The 17,883-nt window shown below is 43.5% G+C and carries 19 protein-coding genes and 1 pseudogene; 16 read left to right on the top strand and 4 right to left on the bottom strand.

What is annotated here, in order from left to right; genetic code table 11:
- Positions 1-6 precede the first annotated feature (6 nt).
- The 11 genes from MHB46_RS03325 (at position 7) to MHB46_RS03275 (ending at position 8,755) form a co-directional block, all read left to right on the top strand.
- Positions 7-1,029, top strand: a complete 1,023-nt coding sequence (locus MHB46_RS03325; protein WP_165175425.1) for an ABC transporter substrate-binding protein — start codon at positions 7-9, stop codon at positions 1,027-1,029.
- A 217-nt stretch (positions 1,030-1,246) separates the two neighbouring features.
- Complete coding sequence (locus tag MHB46_RS03320) at positions 1,247-1,954, top strand: metal ABC transporter ATP-binding protein (RefSeq protein WP_185156274.1); 708 nt, start codon at positions 1,247-1,249, stop codon at positions 1,952-1,954.
- Positions 1,900-2,748, top strand: coding sequence for a metal ABC transporter permease (locus MHB46_RS03315; RefSeq protein ID WP_341161607.1), 849 nt, complete (start codon positions 1,900-1,902; stop codon positions 2,746-2,748). Before MHB46_RS03320 ends, MHB46_RS03315 begins: the two co-directional genes overlap by 55 nt.
- A 55-nt stretch (positions 2,749-2,803) precedes the next feature.
- Positions 2,804-3,802, top strand: a complete 999-nt coding sequence (locus MHB46_RS03310) for a metal ABC transporter substrate-binding protein (protein WP_165175424.1) — start codon at positions 2,804-2,806, stop codon at positions 3,800-3,802.
- Positions 3,803-4,133: 331 nt separating this feature from the next.
- Positions 4,134-4,496 carry a response regulator gene (locus MHB46_RS03305; protein ID WP_023988407.1) on the top strand — a complete coding sequence of 121 codons (363 nt, stop codon included), beginning with the start codon at positions 4,134-4,136 and terminating at the stop codon, positions 4,494-4,496.
- A gap of 85 nt (positions 4,497-4,581) precedes the next feature.
- Entirely contained in the window at positions 4,582-5,070 is a 489-nt protein-coding gene (locus tag MHB46_RS03300; protein ID WP_165175423.1) for a hypothetical protein, read from the top strand.
- Between the two features lie 104 nt (positions 5,071-5,174).
- The gene (locus MHB46_RS03295; RefSeq protein ID WP_013310131.1) at positions 5,175-5,369 is read left to right on the top strand and encodes a hypothetical protein; all 195 of its coding nucleotides are present in this window, start codon (positions 5,175-5,177) and stop codon (positions 5,367-5,369) included.
- A 12-nt stretch (positions 5,370-5,381) separates the two neighbouring features.
- Positions 5,382-5,717: a YolD-like family protein gene (locus MHB46_RS03290; protein ID WP_013310132.1), complete on the top strand. Its 336-nt coding sequence runs from the start codon at positions 5,382-5,384 to the stop codon at positions 5,715-5,717.
- Between the two features lie 116 nt (positions 5,718-5,833).
- A complete protein-coding gene (locus MHB46_RS03285) occupies positions 5,834-6,178 on the top strand; it encodes a cupin domain-containing protein (protein WP_028542344.1) in 345 nt (114 codons plus the stop codon).
- Between the two features lie 66 nt (positions 6,179-6,244).
- Positions 6,245-6,826, top strand: coding sequence for a TetR/AcrR family transcriptional regulator (locus MHB46_RS03280; RefSeq protein ID WP_341161606.1), 582 nt, complete (start codon positions 6,245-6,247; stop codon positions 6,824-6,826).
- A 60-nt stretch (positions 6,827-6,886) separates the two neighbouring features.
- A complete protein-coding gene (locus tag MHB46_RS03275; RefSeq protein WP_341161605.1) occupies positions 6,887-8,755 on the top strand; it encodes an alpha/beta fold hydrolase in 1,869 nt (622 codons plus the stop codon).
- A gap of 49 nt (positions 8,756-8,804) precedes the next feature.
- Here MHB46_RS03275 and MHB46_RS03270 read toward each other — a convergent pair.
- Positions 8,805-9,673, bottom strand: a pseudogene (locus MHB46_RS03270) (aminoglycoside 6-adenylyltransferase).
- 640 nt (positions 9,674-10,313) lie between these two features.
- Between MHB46_RS03270 and MHB46_RS03265 the strand changes: the two are divergent.
- The 5 genes from MHB46_RS03265 (at position 10,314) to MHB46_RS03245 (ending at position 15,210) form a co-directional block, all read left to right on the top strand.
- Positions 10,314-11,009 carry a response regulator transcription factor gene (locus tag MHB46_RS03265; RefSeq protein ID WP_104495528.1) on the top strand — a complete coding sequence of 232 codons (696 nt, stop codon included), beginning with the start codon at positions 10,314-10,316 and terminating at the stop codon, positions 11,007-11,009.
- Position 11,010: 1 nt separating this feature from the next.
- The gene (locus tag MHB46_RS03260) at positions 11,011-12,066 is read left to right on the top strand and encodes a HAMP domain-containing sensor histidine kinase (protein ID WP_341161604.1); all 1,056 of its coding nucleotides are present in this window, start codon (positions 11,011-11,013) and stop codon (positions 12,064-12,066) included.
- Positions 12,067-12,287: 221 nt separating this feature from the next.
- Positions 12,288-13,448 (top strand): alpha/beta hydrolase, encoded by a 1,161-nt coding sequence (locus MHB46_RS03255; RefSeq protein ID WP_341161603.1) that lies wholly within the window; start codon positions 12,288-12,290, stop codon positions 13,446-13,448.
- A gap of 95 nt (positions 13,449-13,543) precedes the next feature.
- Positions 13,544-14,494, top strand: coding sequence for an ABC transporter ATP-binding protein (locus MHB46_RS03250; protein WP_341161602.1), 951 nt, complete (start codon positions 13,544-13,546; stop codon positions 14,492-14,494).
- Positions 14,494-15,210 carry an ABC transporter permease gene (locus tag MHB46_RS03245; protein WP_341161601.1) on the top strand — a complete coding sequence of 239 codons (717 nt, stop codon included), beginning with the start codon at positions 14,494-14,496 and terminating at the stop codon, positions 15,208-15,210. The genes MHB46_RS03250 and MHB46_RS03245 overlap by 1 nt, the downstream gene beginning before the upstream one ends.
- A 636-nt stretch (positions 15,211-15,846) precedes the next feature.
- On the opposite strand, the gene MHB46_RS03240 is transcribed toward MHB46_RS03245, so the two are convergent.
- From MHB46_RS03240 to MHB46_RS03230, 3 genes are all read right to left on the bottom strand, one after another.
- Positions 15,847-16,086 (bottom strand): hypothetical protein, encoded by a 240-nt coding sequence (locus MHB46_RS03240; RefSeq protein ID WP_341161600.1) that lies wholly within the window; start codon positions 16,084-16,086, stop codon positions 15,847-15,849.
- A gap of 265 nt (positions 16,087-16,351) precedes the next feature.
- Positions 16,352-17,233: an Hsp33 family molecular chaperone HslO gene (hslO, locus tag MHB46_RS03235; RefSeq protein WP_341161599.1), complete on the bottom strand. Its 882-nt coding sequence runs from the start codon at positions 17,231-17,233 to the stop codon at positions 16,352-16,354.
- Positions 17,234-17,264: 31 nt separating this feature from the next.
- On the bottom strand, positions 17,265-17,741 hold the full coding sequence (locus MHB46_RS03230; protein WP_341161598.1) for an RrF2 family transcriptional regulator: 477 nt from the start codon (positions 17,739-17,741) through the stop codon (positions 17,265-17,267).
- Positions 17,742-17,883 lie beyond the last annotated feature (142 nt).

The raw sequence follows: 17,883 nt of genomic DNA, 5'->3' as shown, positions 1-17,883 counted from the left end.
GTACATATGAAAAAATATAGCAAGCTCGCGTTACCGTTGGTTATGCTCGCTTTGGCGATGATGCTGTTGTTATCAGCCTGCGCAGCAGGAAACACGGCTCAAACAAGCGATCCATCGGCAAACGGGCAGCAACCTGCCGCATCGCAATCGGCAACCAATAAGACGTCGGTAGAGCTTGAGAACATGGGCGTTAAAATGGCATTTCCCGAGGCGCCCAAACGCGCGGTTACACTGAACCAGCACGCGACTGAGGTTATGCTGGCTCTTGGACTGGAATCCTCTATGGTAGGAACTGCGTATTTGGACGATCAGATTTTACCGAAATATAAGGCTCAATATGACAAAATCCCCGTACTGGCCGAACAATATCCGTCCAAAGAGGTGTTTATGGCCGCTGCACCGGATTTTGCCTATGCAGGCTGGAAGAGTGCCTTTAATGATAAAAATCTGGGTTCCCGTGAGGAACTAGCCAAACAAGGGGTGCTGACCTATGTACAGGAGTCCTCAAACAAGCCGGGTCCCATATTAGAAGATGTATATCAGGATATACTAAATATTGGGCGTATTTTCAGGGTTGAGGAGCGTGCAGAAAAGCTGGTAAATGACATTCGTGAACAAGTGAAGTCCATTCAGACTCAAATTGGTACTGTTGAGCAGGCACCCAAGGTGTTTGTTTATGACAGCGGAGAAGACAAGCCCTTTACGGCTGCCAACAATTATCTAACGTCTTTGATTGAAAGTGTGAAGGCGAAAAATATTTTTGATGATATTGACAAAAGTTTCACCGAAGTAAGCTGGGAAGAGGTTGTGAACCGTAACCCCGATGTGATCGTCATTCTCGACTATGGTGATACTTCACTGGCTGATAAAGAGAAGCTGCTCCTGAGCAAGCCTGCGCTGGCTGGTGTGGAAGCGATTAAAAACAAACGGTTTATAGTCCTGCCATTATCCGCGGCAGCTGAAGGTGTACGTGCACCGATTGCACTGAAAACCTTGGCTGCAGGCTTGTACCCGGACAAAATGAAGTAAACAAACAAAAGAGTTGCCAAAACATTGACGAACCTTGCCTAAACTGTTAAACTTGCTAATGCGTAAAGGTTACGTTTATCAAACGCTTATTTTTTTATTACCAAATCGTAATAATTACGGTAGATGGTTTAATGATCATAAACGACCTGGAGAATCTGCGCAAATGATGATCGCTCAGATGGCTCCAGGCTTTTTAAAGGAAAAGGAGATTTGCGTCATGTTATTGGCCTCATTGGAACAGGTCACATTTGGCTACGGAGATGTTCCTAACTTGGTGGATGCCAATGTTGAAATTTTTTCGGGAGAATTTGTGGCTATTACCGGACCGAATGGTGCTTCCAAATCAACCATGCTCAAACTATTGCTCGGCTTGCTTCAGCCTTGGAAGGGCAAGGTGTTTATGTCTAACCGTACAGGTGAAGGCAAAAAGCTCGTTGTCGGCTTTGTATCCCAACAAATTGCTGCCTTCAATGGCGGATTTCCAAGTACGATTTTAGAATTTGTCCGTTCAGGAAGATATACTCATGGCTCTTGGTTACGCCGTATGCGGTCTGAGGATCATGATCTGACTGAGCAGGCGCTGCGTCAGGTAGGCATGTGGGATTTGCGTCACCGTAAAATCGGCGAATTGTCCGGTGGACAGAAGCAACGCATTTGTGTGGCGAGAGCGCTCGCTCAGGAATCGGATTTGCTCATTTTGGATGAGCCCACGACCGGCATGGATCAGGAAAGCCGCCATCATTTCTACGATCTGATGAATCAGCAGGTTAAGAAATATGGAAGAACCGTGGTCATGGTGACCCATGGACTATCGGAAGTGCAACATTATCTGGATCGAATTATTGAGCTTGAAAGGAAGGAAGATGGCGGATGGAAATGCTGCACTACGACTTCATGCAGCGGGCATTTTGTGCCGGTGGGGTAATTGCACTGCTGGCCTCGGTGCTTGGAGTATACCTGATGCTGCGGCGTCAGGCTCTCATGGCGGACATGCTATCGCATGTATCGCTGGCAGGGGTAGCAGCGGGTGCCTATTTAGGCATTAACCCGACGATAACCGGATTTGTTGTTGCCGTAATCGGCGCGATTATCGTTGAATACGTCCGCAGGTCTTATAAAACATATAGTGAGATATCTGTGGCTATTATTATGGTAGGTGGCCTCTCGACGGCCGTTATTTTAATGAATCTGAATCAGAGCATCAACAAAGGGTTTTCCGCTTATTTGTTCGGCTCGGTCGTAGCGGTCAATCAGACAGAGCTGATGTTGATGATTGTAGTGGCTGTGATCGGAGGTATTTTCTTTTTTGTATTCCGGCGTCCTTTGTATCAGATTACCTTTGATGAAGAAACGGCGAAGACCAATGGTCTTCCTGTCAAGTCCATTTCATTTGCATTTAGTATTTTAACAGGGATGATTGTAGCTGCTGCAATGCCGATTGTCGGTGTGCTGCTTGTCTCCTCACTCATCGTGCTCCCTGCAGCGCTGGCGATTCGAATTGCACCGAGCTTCGCGGCAGCCATCTGGATATCTATGGTCACTGCATTGATCGGCGTATTTATAGGTTTAACGGCATCATATGAACTCAGTACACCCCCAGGGGGGACGATTGCCATGGTGCTGTTATTATTCCTGATTGTAGGAGCTGGTATTCAAAAGCTGGTCCGCAAGCTGGGCAAGCAACAGGCTTCACGGCGGAAGAATGCGACAGGCCAGTGAGTGTAATTACAGTGGGAATTAACTAAAAAATCTAACGCATAAAGGAGTAATGAATATGAATACATGGTTCAAAAAATCATTTGTATTGTCTGCGGGACTAGCACTTATTTTATCTGGCTGCGGAGCCAAATCTGATAATACAGCTACAAATGCTTCCCAAACCGAGCCGAATGCGGCACAAACAGCAGACAGTGGTAAGAAGCTGAATGTAGTCACCACTTTTTATCCAATGTATGAATTTACCAAGCAAGTTGCTGGAGACCATGCTAACGTAACCGCGTTGATTCCTGCTGGTGCTGAACCGCATGACTGGGAACCGAGCGCCAAAGATATGGCACAGGTTAAGGATGCTGACGTATTTGTGTATAACGGTATTGTCGAAGGTTGGGCAGAACAGGCTTTGAGCAGCGCGTCCAACGATAAGCGTGTAGTAGTGGAAGCGAGCAAAGGGTTGAACCTGATGGAAGGGACTGCTGAGGAGGAAGAAGGAGAAGAAGCACACGCAGAGGAAGGCCATGATCACGATCATGTGCTGGACCCTCATGTATGGCTTGATCCGGTCTTAGCTCAAAAAGAAGTAGAAGCTATAGAAGCAGGGCTTGTAAAAGCCGATCCTGCAAACAAAGCAGACTATGAGAAAAACGCCGATGCTTATATCGCTAAGCTGAAAGAACTGGATACCGAGTTCAAAACGGGTCTGAAAGATGTAAAACGTAAAGACTTTATTACGCAGCATGCTGCTTTTAGCTATTTGGCTAAGCAATACGGTCTAACCCAAGTACCCATTGCCGGTTTATCTCCAGAGCAAGAGCCTACACCGGACAAGCTGGCGGGTATTATCAAATTTGCCAAAGAAAATAATGTTAAAACTATTTTCTTTGAAACTCTTGTTGATCCGAAGGTCGCTGAGACCGTAGCTACTGAAATCGGTTCAAAAACCGATGTACTGAATCCGCTTGAAGGGTTGACAGATGAAGACAAACAGAAGAATCTGGATTACGTTGGTGTAATGAAAAACAATCTGGAGGCTTTGAAAAAAGCCTTGAATGAATAGGTAGACTTTAAACGAATAGTACAAAAAATGACGTTGGGAACGATACCAGCGTCTTTTTTTATGTCTGTCTAAGAAGATTGTACTTTTTTAGCTAGTGCTCTAGATACAGTAGATATATAGTGCTTTGTGATTTGCTTTACAGGAAAGATTTACGTCATTGTGAAACGTTTTTTTGAAAACTAATGCTGTAGTAGCTAGTTTCAAATTTCTTTTATAATTCATTGGTAGCGTTTTTATTTTTACAGATTCTTTCTATTAATATTACTAGTTTATTCACCGATATTGAAGTTTGGACGTGCATATCATTTGACAACGGATTGGAGAGGTTAATTTGGCAACAGTTATAGTAGTGGATGACTCTTTATTTATGCGTTCTGTGCTTAAGGATATTCTTTTGGATTTAGGTCACGCTGTTATCGCGGAAGCAGAAAATGGTTATGATGCTGTTTTGAAATACGCACACTTTCGTCCCGATTTAATCACCATGGATATTAATATGCCTAAGATGGACGGACTTGAGGCTGTTAAAAAGATTGTAGAGCTTGATCCCCAAGCCAACATTTTGATGTGTTCTGCTTTGGGGCAGCAGGAAGCGATTATAAAAGCATTTCAGGCAGGTGCAAAAGACTTTATTGTTAAACCATTTGAGATGGAAAGGGTCGTGAATGCAGTCACAAAAATGCTGGGGAGTTAATGAATCAAGATTTTTAATACATAAATATTGAACATGTTAAAGCGAGAATTCCATGCTTATTTTTACGAATATGGAGATGAATAGGATGAGCAATCGAGTGTTGTCTCAAAAAGTATTTATAGACGAACTGATCGCTACGATCAAGAATGGAGGGCTTGTCCCTGTAAATTATGAACACCTCATCAGCGAACAAAGAGAAAGAATGGATGCTCTTAACAATGAACTTACCCTTCGTATTGAGGGACTAGAGACCGATTTGATCTCTGCTTCGACATATTCTATTCCTTTTGCCAATGGCGAAATTATGTTTCTTGCTCGTTATATTGTACTCATTGGAGATCATACCGAGGGATACTTTGTGTTCTATCGAGCAGAAGACTGTGAAAGTCCAGAGGAATATCAGTTTTTAACAAGCTCCTATCAACTTCCACATTTATTACTTGAATTATCTCTTTCTTTAAAGGAACATGGTACTAATGAGCCGCTTGATATTCTGACTTATTGGAATGGCCCTGTCTATCCGCTGAAAGATTTGAATAAAGAAGATATTAAGCTATCCACCTATGAATTTTAATTCCCTTGAGAGAGTCAAATCCCTCAGGGGATTTTTTTACATTGATAATCAAACGCATGTTCGCATATAATACAAACAAACGTTCTGATAAGGAGTGAAGGATCATGTTGGAAAAATACGTGGGGCAGATCGTGGAAATCGTGTATTTGGATCGGAAGGGCAAGCTGTCTCATCGGCGTATCGAGGTGCATCGTGTGCAGAATGGCTTGATACGAGCCACCTGTCTACAGACAGGCCAGCCACGTGTTTTTCGATTAGATCATGTATTGGCATGGCATCCGGTAACCAGAACAGCATAGGAGGGGCTTATGATGGGGAAAAAGCTTGAAGGAAATGGCATATGGGAAAGCTCGCGCATGATTTTGCCTGAGCATCGGGAGGCATATTTAAGACTGATGAAGGAGCAAGGAAGGCGCGGCAAGCCAGCACTGGACGATCAGGAAATGCAGCAGATTGAACAGGCCATCATCGTATCCTATAACGAACGGAAGCCTATTACGCTAAAAGTGTTCAACCCGTTTGATGATGAGGAGCTTCGTGGATTGGTCACGGTGATTAATACAAGTCGGCGAGAAGTGAAGCTGTCCCGTGGGGAGGAGGATTTTAGCTGGATTAAGTTGGAGGAAATTATCGAGGCGGATATATAAAAAAGTCTGACTAAGTCGGACTTTTTTACATTTGTCCTGCCGTTTTATAATTAAGATTGTAGCTCTATGAATTCATATATAAAATAAACTGTAATTGCAAAAGGAGGAGTTCAATAATGAAAATTAGTAAAAATAATGCCGAACATTATATATGGGGAGATCAATGTGATGGTTGGCGCTTGGTGAAAAATAATGATTTGAGCATTATTCATGAGCGGATGCCCGGAAATACACATGAGGTCAGACATTATCATCATCATGCGCGCCAATTTTTCTTTATTTTATCAGGTACAGCGGTACTTGAAGTGGATGGTGAACGAATCCAATTAGGATCTCAGGAAGGGTGTGAGGTTCCTCCTATGGTGCCTCATCAAATGTTTAATGAAACGAATCAGGATGTTGAATTTTTGGTTATTTCTCAGCCTGCGAGCAGAGGTGACCGGGTTCTGGCCGAAAAATAATATTTTGGAGCAGACATGTTCCAGCGAAGGTTGACAAGTCTTTTTTAGTACCGTATAGTGCTAAATATGATGAAAAAAAATAAAATCACGAATCGGGATGTTGTTCTGCGCATCGCCACCTCATTGTTTCTTACCCAAGGATATCATGCAACAAGTATGGATGAAATTGTGGCTGTGAGCAATGTGTCCAAAACGAACATTTACTATTATTTTAAAAGTAAAGAAGAGCTACTTTCAGCCATTCTGGATCAACTGATTCAAACGTATAATGAGATGATTTATGAAGTTGTTTCGCGTAAGGATCAGTCTGTTCAGGAACGTTTTGAAATCCTTCTTCAATTGCTGACAGAGCAAGAGACAGATTATTTGGGAGGCTGTCCCTTTATTACTCTTTATACGCAAATGCCTCAAGATAGCGCCTTGTTTCGGAATAAAATAAGCCAGTTCTTCCAAAGCCAAATCACTACCGTAGAAATATTGTTGAACGAGGGAAGGGAAAGATTAGAGATTCAGGCTGAACTTCCTGCGAGGTCGACGGCCCAATTCATCGTCTCGGCCATTGAAGGTGCGCTCTTTCTGCAGCATGCAAGCCAGGACCCGAGCATACTCGAAAATTTAAAATTTACTTTAGCACTTCTGCTAAAGTGATTTTTTTAATCTTTATTAGTACTACGAAGTACTAAAAATTAAAAAAGGCAGGTTTCGTATATGGCACATATCTTTATCACGGGCGGCACAGGATTTATCGGCATGCATACGTTACGACAACTTTCCAAGGAGGAACACACTATTACCGTCCTGGTTCGTTCGCAGCAGAAGTGGGAACAAATATGCAGGCAAATGGATTTGGAGACAGCATGGCATATCGGGAAATTAACACCGGTTATTGGCGATTTGAGTATACCTGCTCTAGGACTAAATCCTGCTGACAGGCAGCTCGTGGAGACCGCAGATGTGATAATTCATGCAGGAGGTCCGATGGATATTCTGCTGGGAGAGGAGGATGCGAGAGCAGCTTTTCTACAAGCGGCAGAAGAAATGATAACGTTGGCTACATATATTCATGCGAGCAAAGGGTTACGACATTTTATTCATTTGGTTGGGTACAAAAGCCCTTTTAATGATCATAACTGGCTTACTCCCGAGCCGGTCATCGCTCATTTGGAACAGGCACCTCCATATGAACGGATGAAATTTTTGGCTGATTTGCGTATCCGTCAAGGAGCACACAAGGAAGGATTTCCGCTTTCGGTTGTCCATTTGAGCGTTGTCATTGGTGACTCAGAGTCTGGGGATACGCCCCAAACTGGTGGGCTAGGCATTCTCGTAGGTTCTACAGCGCGCAAGCTTATGGGACTTGTCCCCGGCGGAAAATCTCATTGGCTCCCCTTGGTCCATGTAGATCATGCAGCCGAATTGATCAGTGCTCTTACGAAGGAATCACATCCTGCCAGCGAAACATACTACTTGATGGATGACAGACAGCAGAGTCCAACGATGATAGAGCTGGGAACGAATATGGCGAAGGAGCTTCGTGTACGTAAACCGCTCGGTTCGATTTCGCCAGCTTGGCTAACCAGTATACTGGGTACTCCTCTGGGCCAAAAGTTAGGTATTCCGAAGGAATCACTCGATTTTATCGTAGATGTGGACTACCCACTGGATGCAGCACGAGAGATTCAACGTAAATACGGGTTGTCACAGGCGATGAACAAAAGCGTGTTCCCATTTGTCATTACTGATCTTGATTTCAGGATTGCTCATTCCACCATAGATACAGATGGATATGTCCGCAACAGACGTGGGCCATTAGCTACACTGGAGCGAAGGGTGAAGAATGGAAATCCAACGATCGTATTAGTTCACGGTACTTTCAGCGGGGCAGATTGTTTGATACCGCTGGCAAATCAATTTCCGGAATCCTCTGTTTGCTTGGTGGATCTTCCCGGTTTTGGCCGTTCCCCATACCATCATAAGGAGGATGTACTAGAAGGCCACATTGAATCGTTAGTGCAGGCTATTCAGGCTTTGGAAACGCCAATCTGCCTTGTAGGTCATTCGTTCGGCGGACTACTAGCTGCTAAGGCATGGGAACGCGTACCTGAGCGTATCAGTAGCTTACACCTATTGCAGCCTGTATTGCATACTGCTCCGCGCAGATATCGGAGCGCACGAATTACGGAGAGTATGCTAGGCAGATTCAGCGATTCAGGCTTACGCAAGCAATTGCTTGCGCAGACTTGTTTTGAAAGTATCGACGATATCCCGCCAGCATACATCACGTATGTTCTTGAAGAAATGCGTTCCCCACGCGCAAGAAAGACGACTGCGCAAGCCCTAGCCATGCTAACGAAGTCCGATAGCTTCCGGTCGGTTCCTGAGATATCCGAAAGAATGTATAAAGAGGAGGTTTCGATTCTATGGGGTGTGAAGGATCAGATCTATAAGTTGCCCGAGCCATTTCATGCCCTGCATACGCTGAATATTCCGGCAGCTCATCATTTTCCGATCTCGCAACCGGAACGAACAGCGCAATATCTAAAGCAGCACATAGGACAGAATAACGTTAGTGTATAAAAATAAAACCAGCTTAGCACATATAAATCAAGTGCCGACTGGTTTTTTATCAATAAATGTCCTTAGCATCTGCTGGGAGAGCTTTTACGTGATGGAGATAGTTTGTAACACGTTGATCGTCCAGAGTCGGATATTCGTAATCATAATAGTTGGCTACTTCCAAGGCAACTTTTCTAAATAAATTTCCCATGATCAAAAGAGACTGCCACGTATGTTCATAATCTGCATCCGCAAACGTTTGGATATAGAGTGTCCAAAGATCAGGTTCAAGGTGGTTCTCGAAATATTTTCCCTGTTTACCCGGATCTGCAGCGAAGTCTGTTCGTATACCAATATGCCATTCCAGCATCAAGTGAAGCGCATCTCTCACAGGCCGATCCAGCATAAATTTGGCATAGGGTAGCTCCTGTCGCCATAACCCTTTAGCCACATAAGTACTGACCCACCAAAACTCGTTGCAGGAATTCGCATAGACTTGGGCAGTTGGAGGTATCGTCTTATAATCTTGAAGACTGGCGGTGGGAAAGGCTCCACAAGCCCGTCTTTATCCAGCAGCAGTACACTTAAGCTGTCTCGGGTCCAATTGGCGATGTTATTCGCAGGGTAGAGTGTAAGATCTATGCGATTGCCGTCCGTAAATAACATGAGAAAAGCAAAGCGATCGCGGGGCATCGGGATAGGTTCCATATGCTCATCGGGCGTCTGCATAATGATCAATTCACCAAAATGGTTGATCCAGCGACGTTCCTGAATAAAGCTGTCCATGGAGGATACGAGAAAGACGATATCATAATCCTGAAAAATGTCCCGTGGAGCATGTGGATTGGCGCGTGAACCATTCAGAATCACGGCACGTACCCGCTCGTCCTCTTGAGCAAAATGGAGAATGGTATGCAGCATTTCATGTTCACTTCTCATAATGTTGTCTCCATAAGCGGAAGGATCATCAAGGAAAACAACCTCCTGTAAGTTCTTTTATCTGGGAAAAGTCTCCTACCCTTACAATAGCCTATACACAGAAGCCATTCAATTGTGCTGCCGAGGCCTTCTTCATTACCCAAAGTACACTTGACCGAATTGTATGTTTTATCCATAATGAAGCGAGGCATCAAGTACAGACCATCGAAACTCTCATAGGCTTATGGGAGGCAAATCAGACAGATGTGTGCTCATCACATGATTCAAGGAATGGAACTCGCAGAATCTTATTTTTATAAGGCATTCGGTCTTTTTAATACAATGAAGCATCACATATCGATTCAAGGTAATCATTAGAGGCACCATACCGGGTAGAATTTTTTTATCTAATAATGGGGATAACGCTGTATTGAGCAACCCCCCAGGCATTTTTCTGGGAGGAAGTCCGGACAATAAAGCCTTTTTAAAAGAAATCAACATGTTGCTTCAAGAAATCCTATTACCTCAACTGGCATCCAAAGGAGAAATATCCGGAACTGGAGAGGCGCTTTGAGCGCGACTTTTTTTGTCAATTCGAGTCCATGCGGCTCTTGTGTGTTATATAAATGCAGTCCCTTTAAAGAGGTTGGGAGGTATAAAGATGCCAAAAACGATATTAGTTGTAGACGACGATGAAGAAATCGTAAAACTCATCACAAAGAGTTTAAGGTACGAGCAATTTGCAATAATTTCGGCATGTTCCGGGAAAGAAGCCTTATCTGCATTGGAAGAAAATCACATTGATTTCATCGTTCTTGATATAGTAATGCCTGATATGGATGGACTTGATGTCTGCAGAAGTATCCGAAATTCTTATAATGTCCCAATTCTGTTTTTAAGTGCACGTGATAAGGACATTGATAAAATCGTCGGGCTCGAAATAGGAGCAGACGATTACATGACCAAACCTTTCAGTATTCAGGAGCTTGTCTCCAGGATAAAGGCTCACTTCAGAAAAGTGGACAGGCTTTTTAAAGAGTGGGATGAACTTAGTCCCAGTAACGAAAAGGCGGATGCTCCGCTCATTTTGAACGATAAGACGTTTGAAGCATTTCTGAATAGCAGGAAGCTCGACTTATCAACGAAGGAATTTCAGATTCTGTCTATCCTCATGCGCCACCCCAATCATGTATTGACTCGTGAGCAGATATATGAAAACGTCTGGGGAGACGAATACGGAGAAATAAATACCGTAACGGTTCATATAAAAAATATCCGTAAGAAACTTGGTCCTGAATATCACTTTATTAAAACAATATGGGGCATAGGATATAAATACACGGAAAGAGAGCAATAGTATGAAACTGAAAATAAAGCTTCCTCTTTTGTTCCTGCTGATGTTTATAATATTCATGTTTTCGATTGGAATGTATCTGAAGCTTGTCTTTGCAGTATATTCCCCTATACGCAGTTCATTGCTGGACTCGCGATATATAGCATTGCTCCTGCCCATATTTGCAATTGCCTGTTTCATATTTATTATTCTGATTATCTATATTCATTTTTGCATAGAGAAACCCATTCAGCTTCTGAATACCAGGCTTGAAGAAGTAAATATTGTACATCCACTGCCTCCGCTAGCTCTGAGAAGTAATGATGAGATCGGAGAACTTTATAAGCACTTTAATAAGATGGAGCATCGGCTTCAACTCGCGCACAAAGAGCAGATCGATATGATTGCGGCGATTGCCCACGACTTGAAAACACCCTTGACATCTATTAATGGTTTTACTGAACTGCTGGCCACACACAAGGATTTACCAGAAACTGAAAAGCAGGAATATTATGATTTGATTCAAAAGAAGTCAGGATATATGGTCGAACTCATCAATGATTTCTCCAGCTTCACCAAAGAAAAACTGGAGTTGGAATCTATGGTAGCTAAACCTGTAAAAGCTTCAAAATTATTTGAAAACATTGCCCTTGAATATGAGTATGAGTTGGCGGGACTTGACAACGAGCTTACTTGCCGCCATTCATTCACGGAAAATATATTGCTGATGGTCAATGAACCGATGATACGTCGGGTTTTCGGCAACCTCTTTAGCAATGTTGTAAGATATGGAGGGAAAAATAAACTGAAAGTGTATATGACCGGATACCCGCTAGGACAGTATGCCTTTTTTCAAATCGAGGATAATGGAATTGGAGTGCCGGATAAGGATATATCTTCTCTGTTCCTCAAATTTTTCACTGTGGATAAATCGCGGCAAATCCAAAAGGGCGGGCTGGGTCTGGGTCTTGCAAGCTGTAAATCCATTATTGAACATCATAGGGGCGAAATTTGCGCCTACCCTTCCGAATATGGCGGTTTGGGGATAAGATTCAGCCTTCCCTTGGCCGCACAACACTGATTTTATTTTTGCACATTTTCTTTTACTACAGGAGTTAAAGGCTGCTGCCAGGTGTGAACACCCAGGCAGCAGCCTTTTTTGTTTTTTCAGCGGTTTATAGTTTTTTATATTCTCTTTATAAACATTTATTTTTCTTTTAAAGAAGCTTTATCTTTGTGTTGTAAAAATTACTTGTAGTAAAAAAACTACAATCACATGAACTGGAAAAGGAGGATGTTGCAATGTCAATTGAGTTCAGCCGTTGGCCCAATCACTACATGATGTCATACCAAGTCACCAAAGCTTTGGGTATGGCAAGCCTCGGTGCTACGGACGTCACCGAGATCTACGAGGCCTGCAAAAAAATCGACCCCGATGACAAGGACACGTGGCACAGGGAATGGCTCATAACGGCTCAGGCATTGGAAAGACACGGCAAGGAGGCCGAAACGGCTGGAAACTGGTATACAGCACGAAACTGCTACATTCGTGCCTGCAATTACTACAGAATTGCGGAATATGCGGTGATGGATGATGACACCGAGAAAATCCGTATATTTAAGAAAGTAAATGAACTCTTCGAAGCTGCCGGAAAGTACTTCGATGTCCAACCGGAGAAGATCCAAGTCGATTACGAAGATGTCAAGTTGGATGGTTACTTCTTCTCCCCTTCCTGGATAAAAGGTCCGAAGCCGACCCTTTTTGCTCTCAACGGTGGCGACGAGTGGTCCATTGAAAACTATTTCTGGCTAGGTCCCGCTTTTATTTCGTGTGGATATAACTTTCTGGTCTATGACCAGCCTGGGACCGGCCTCTCGCTGTACGAAAAGGGAAAAGGAAGACGAGCGGACAGTGAGGCTTTCCATTCCCGAGCAATCGACTTTCTTCTAACGCGGCCGGAAGTCGATCCCGATAAGATTATCGTGCACGGGGAGAGTTTTGCGGCTTACGACTCGCTGCGATTCGCTTCGTTCGATCACAGGATTGCTGCCGTCATCTCCGACGGCGGTACGCACGCCTTCGACTGGGATGCCATGCTTAAATGGATGCCGCCGAGTCTGGCCGCACACGGCATGAGAATTCTGGGGGCAAAAAGCTTGGAGGATTTTGCGGGGAATCCGCGTTTTGCCTATGATCTTGAGGGCGTGCTCCACCAGATAGAATGTCCGCTTCTTGTAATGCACGGAGCGGAAGAGATATTGGTTCAGCCAAATCCGCTGACACAAGCCTTGAAGAATTACGAGCAAGCGGGGTCGAAAAACAAGACGTTCTACCCGATAGAGGATAGACGACTTGGCGGATTAGAACACTGTCAGGTAGACAACATCAACGTGCTGCATGAGGTAGCGCTGAATTGGCTCTGCTCAATTGGGCTTGGGCCAGCCTCGCCTCGCACATCATAAAGTAGATTTATTGAAAAATTTCTGATTGAGCTTGTTCAGGAGTGTCGTACTTAGAATCCTGAATAAGCTCTCTGTTTATGGAGGAGTTGAAGGCTATGAGTATTTTATCAAAGGTAAAAAATGGAATAACGCCCGCCATACAAATTGAGGGAGTGCACAAAAAATTTGGCGACTATATCGCATTGAACAATCTTTCGCTGGAGGTGAGCCGAGGAGAGATATTTGGATTTTTGGGACTGAATGGCGCTGGAAAGACAACGACCATAAAGATGCTCTTGGCGATGCTCAAGCCAACCTCCGGCAAGCTCTATATGTTAGGTGAAAAGGTCGATGCCGGAAACTATAAATTATGGGACAAGGTTGGATATTTGGAGGAGGCTACTTTTTATCCCGATTTAACTGTAGTTGAAAATCTTGACATAGCACGACGCATGCAAGGGGTGCCTGACAAAGATTCCGTAAATCGGGTTATCTATAAGTTGGGGCTTGAGCTGCACAAACAGAAGAAGGCAAAGAATCTTTCTTTAGGAAACAAACAGCGCCTGGGACTTGCGAAAGCAATGATTCACAATCCGGAAATTCTAATATTGGATGAGCCGATAAATGGCCTCGATCCCGCAGGCGTGGCGGAGATACGGAATATGTTATATAGCCTAGCGAAAAATTTCGGCGTAACTGTTTTTATATCCAGCCATCTGTTAGAGGAACTCTCGAAAGTTTCCACACGCATTGGGATTATTCACAATGGCCATCTTGTTAAAGAAGTCGCAATGGATAAGCTGGAGCAATCGTTACAGAAAAACTTAGTGGTGAATGGCCGCGACAAACATGCCTTAAAGAAGGTACTTGAAGAGCATGGATATGCATTTGAGGAGACAATAGACGGCTATATTAAACTAACCGATGCCCACGCAGCGGATAGTCCTGAACGACTGGCCGAACTGCTGGTTAAATACAATCAACCGCCAACATTGCTTCGAGTGATTACGGAGGATTTGGAAGGATATTTTCTCCGCACAATTGGTATGACAAGGGGGAATATATAATGAATATTTTTTCTGTCTTATATTGTGAGATTCGCAAGATTATCCGCGCCAATGTGTTTTGGTTGGTGTTTCTTATTTTTGCATTTGGGCCAATCATGATGGGAGTCGGAATTATTTTATCCAGTGACGCCGGCGGCATCAATTGGAAAATGTATTTAACCGAATTGCTTGATAGTCTTGCCCCGCTGGGACTTATCGGGTACACCTTTATCGCGGCATGGGTATTTGGACGAGAGTTTTCGGATAAAACAATTAAAGATTTGCTTGCAAAGCCCGTTTCCAGATCGAAAATTGTACTGTCCAAATTTCTTGTAATTTTAGCATGGAGCCTATTACTTTCCGTGTATATGTTTGCCATAGGTTTTGCCGTGGGGGGTATTCTAGGAGTTGCGGGCGGGTTAGCTTCTTTTATTTGGAATATCTTCTTTAAATTCATTATAACATCGCTATTGTTTATTATTGTTACCACACCAGGCACTCTTCTGGCCAATGTGAGCAAGGGATACTTGGCACCATTAGGACTCATCCTGATAATCGTCATTCTCTCAAATGTTTTGGCCTCTTTTGGATTCGCCCCCTATTTTCCGTGGACCATCCCGTCGGTATTTCAAAGCACCGGGTTTTTAAAGTTGAGTAGTATAATCATTCTTGCGTCTACGGGAATAGCCGGAATAGTCGGAACATTTGCCTGGTGGAGATTTGCCGAGCAGCAATAAACGCGCTACATGCACTGAGTTGTAGATATATCAATTATGAAAAGGAACAACAATCTCTCCGCTGCTCGCACGTTCATGCTTGACGATAAACTAAGCGCTGGATTGGAGAGTGTACCACCATATCTATCAAAGCGGCCGTAAACTTTATTTTTCTCCACATTCGGTTGAGTGCACAGCGATCTTCGATTTAACGGATTCATCTTTTCAGTATATAAAACTGCCAGTGACAAAGGGCATAAATATAACGATCAGAGCAAGTTTTCGAAAATTATTGAATGCAACGGCTCGCATTATTTCATGACATTAAATTATCCCGGTATTGTTAAATTGAATATGGAAGATCACCGTATAGAAATTATAGACGAGCGGATAGAACCCGTTTAAAAGATGATCTTTGACCCTGAGCGCGGCTATTTGTCCAACAGTGTTTAGGAGGAGGCGCTGTTTGGATGGAGGAAGCCGGTCTTGCAGTGGAACTGAAAAACATGCCGAGTAAACGGTTCCCGAAGAACTGCGGCTTGAATTCGAGGAGCGACCGGACCTAAAAACGGCGTTTGAAGCGTTGACGCGGAGCGGCAACCCTTAAATTATGAGGGGGGATATGATGTGTTCTTATGCTGAACCTGTTTCCGGTGTTCACCAGCATCGGCTGATCATTCCGATAATGCCGAAATTCATTAATGAACTGGGGATTGCCGGAAGATGTGTAATACTCCCATTGAGCCAGTCGACTTCAACGGTAAGTTGATCGACCAGCTTTTCTAGGCGCTCCTGTTTGCTTGCGTATTCCTTTCTTATCTTGTCCGCTTCACTCGTCCCTTTCTCGAATACCATAGACGCCTGGCTCAGAAACTCGGCTTTCCACCAGCTAATCATCACGGGCTCATTTCATATTTGGCGGCAATCTCGTTCACGGTCTGCTCTTCCTGCAAGACCTCCAGCACAATCTTCGTCTTAAAATTTCCTGCGTATCTTTTTCGAGCATAGCGCACCTCATTTCAAGTGATTGGAATAATATAACATTATCACTTACATCATGAACAAGTCTACCGTGTTTAGGATTAAGAAATCATCGGAAGCATTGGGAGAGAAAAAAGCTGTTCCCCAGTAGCTAAACCAACTTTTTGGGAACAGCCCATATTTAAATGATGTTTGTTTCCAGCATGCCTTCGAGATCTTCTTTGGTAAGATGGTAGTGTGCGTTACAAAAGTGACAATGAGCTTCAGCCTGTCCATCGGTATGGATCATATCTTCTATTTCCTTATTCCCTAAGCTGATAATGGCATTGGTAACGCGCTCTTCTGAGCAGGGACAATGAAATTGTACAGGCATGGTTTCCAGTATGTTCAGGTTGCTTTCTCCCAAAATCTGACCCAGAATCTGCTCTGGCGTAAGACCTTCCATGACCATTGCGGAGATGCTTGGAATGCTCTCAATGCGTCTCTCGATAAAACTGATAACCTCCTCCTGCGTATCTGGCATCAACTGAATAATAAAACCTCCAGCCGCCTGAATAGAGTTATCCGGGTTAACAATAACTCCCGCTCCTACAGAAGAAGGAATTTGTTCGGATTGGACGAGATAAGATGTGAAATCCTCTCCCAATTCACCCGAAATGAGAGGGACTTGTCCAACAAACGGGTGTTTTAAGCCGATATCTTTAGATACAATTAGCGCTCCATCTATTCCTACAGCTCTGGCTACATCTAATTTCCCTATCTGATTAAGCTCAAAATGGGTTTGTGGATTTTTTACATAACCTCTAACTTCACCTTTGGAGTTGGTATCGACAAGAATAGTGCCGATAGGTCCGCCGCCATTAATCCTGATCGTCAGTTTATCTTCATCTTTAAGCATGGCTCCCAGCATGACGCCGACCGTCATAGAACGTCCCAATGCAGCCGATGCTGTGGGCCAGGTATAATGACGCCGTTGAGCTTCACTTACTGTATCCGTTGTTCTCACGGCATAAGCCCGTACCTGGTTATTGTAGGCAAGAGCTTTTACTAAATAATCGTTCATGTTCATATTCCTTTCTGTTCATTAGAGTTCTTTACAAGACCATTTTTTTCTGAATCCAGTTCTCTAAAGAAGTCATTTTGTCATCATATCCTTCCTTAAAAAAGTCAGCAGATAGTGACGCGATAGTTTCTCTTTTCAGAACGGCTTTCCAGGAGGCTTCCGCTTCTTCCATCAAATTTGCCAGTAAACAACACTGATCGTCTTTCTTTAATTCAAGCATTTCGTTGTATATGCCACTGGAAGAATAAAGGGTTTGTTGTCCCTCAATCGCTAGATAAATATCAAATACCCGTATATCCTCAGGTTTTTTCTTTAATTTGAACCCGCCCTTGACACCAGGCACAGAAGTAATCAAATCGGAGCTAACCAATTTTCGTAACAGTTTATGAAAATAAGTAGGAGATGCACCTAACTGCTGGCTAATGGCCTCCCCAGGTAAAACGGCTTTGTCCGGCAGCATCGTGAGTAGAAGAAGAGCGTAGACGGATTGTTCGACACCTGTTTTCATATGCACTAGCAATCACCTCAATCTTTATAACCAGGCTAATGTGGATAATCATTATCCACATATATTGCATAATAGATGAGCTTATCATAAAAGTAAACTGTTTTTTGATAAAAACTAAAAATTTAAATCATTTGCAATTCAT

Source organism: Paenibacillus sp. FSL H7-0703 (assembly GCF_038003485.1).
GTDB classification, from domain to species: Bacteria; Bacillota; Bacilli; order Paenibacillales; family Paenibacillaceae; genus Paenibacillus; species Paenibacillus polymyxa_B.
Note: the sequence above shows the minus strand (reverse complement) of the source record. Positions and strands in the feature narration are given on the sequence as shown.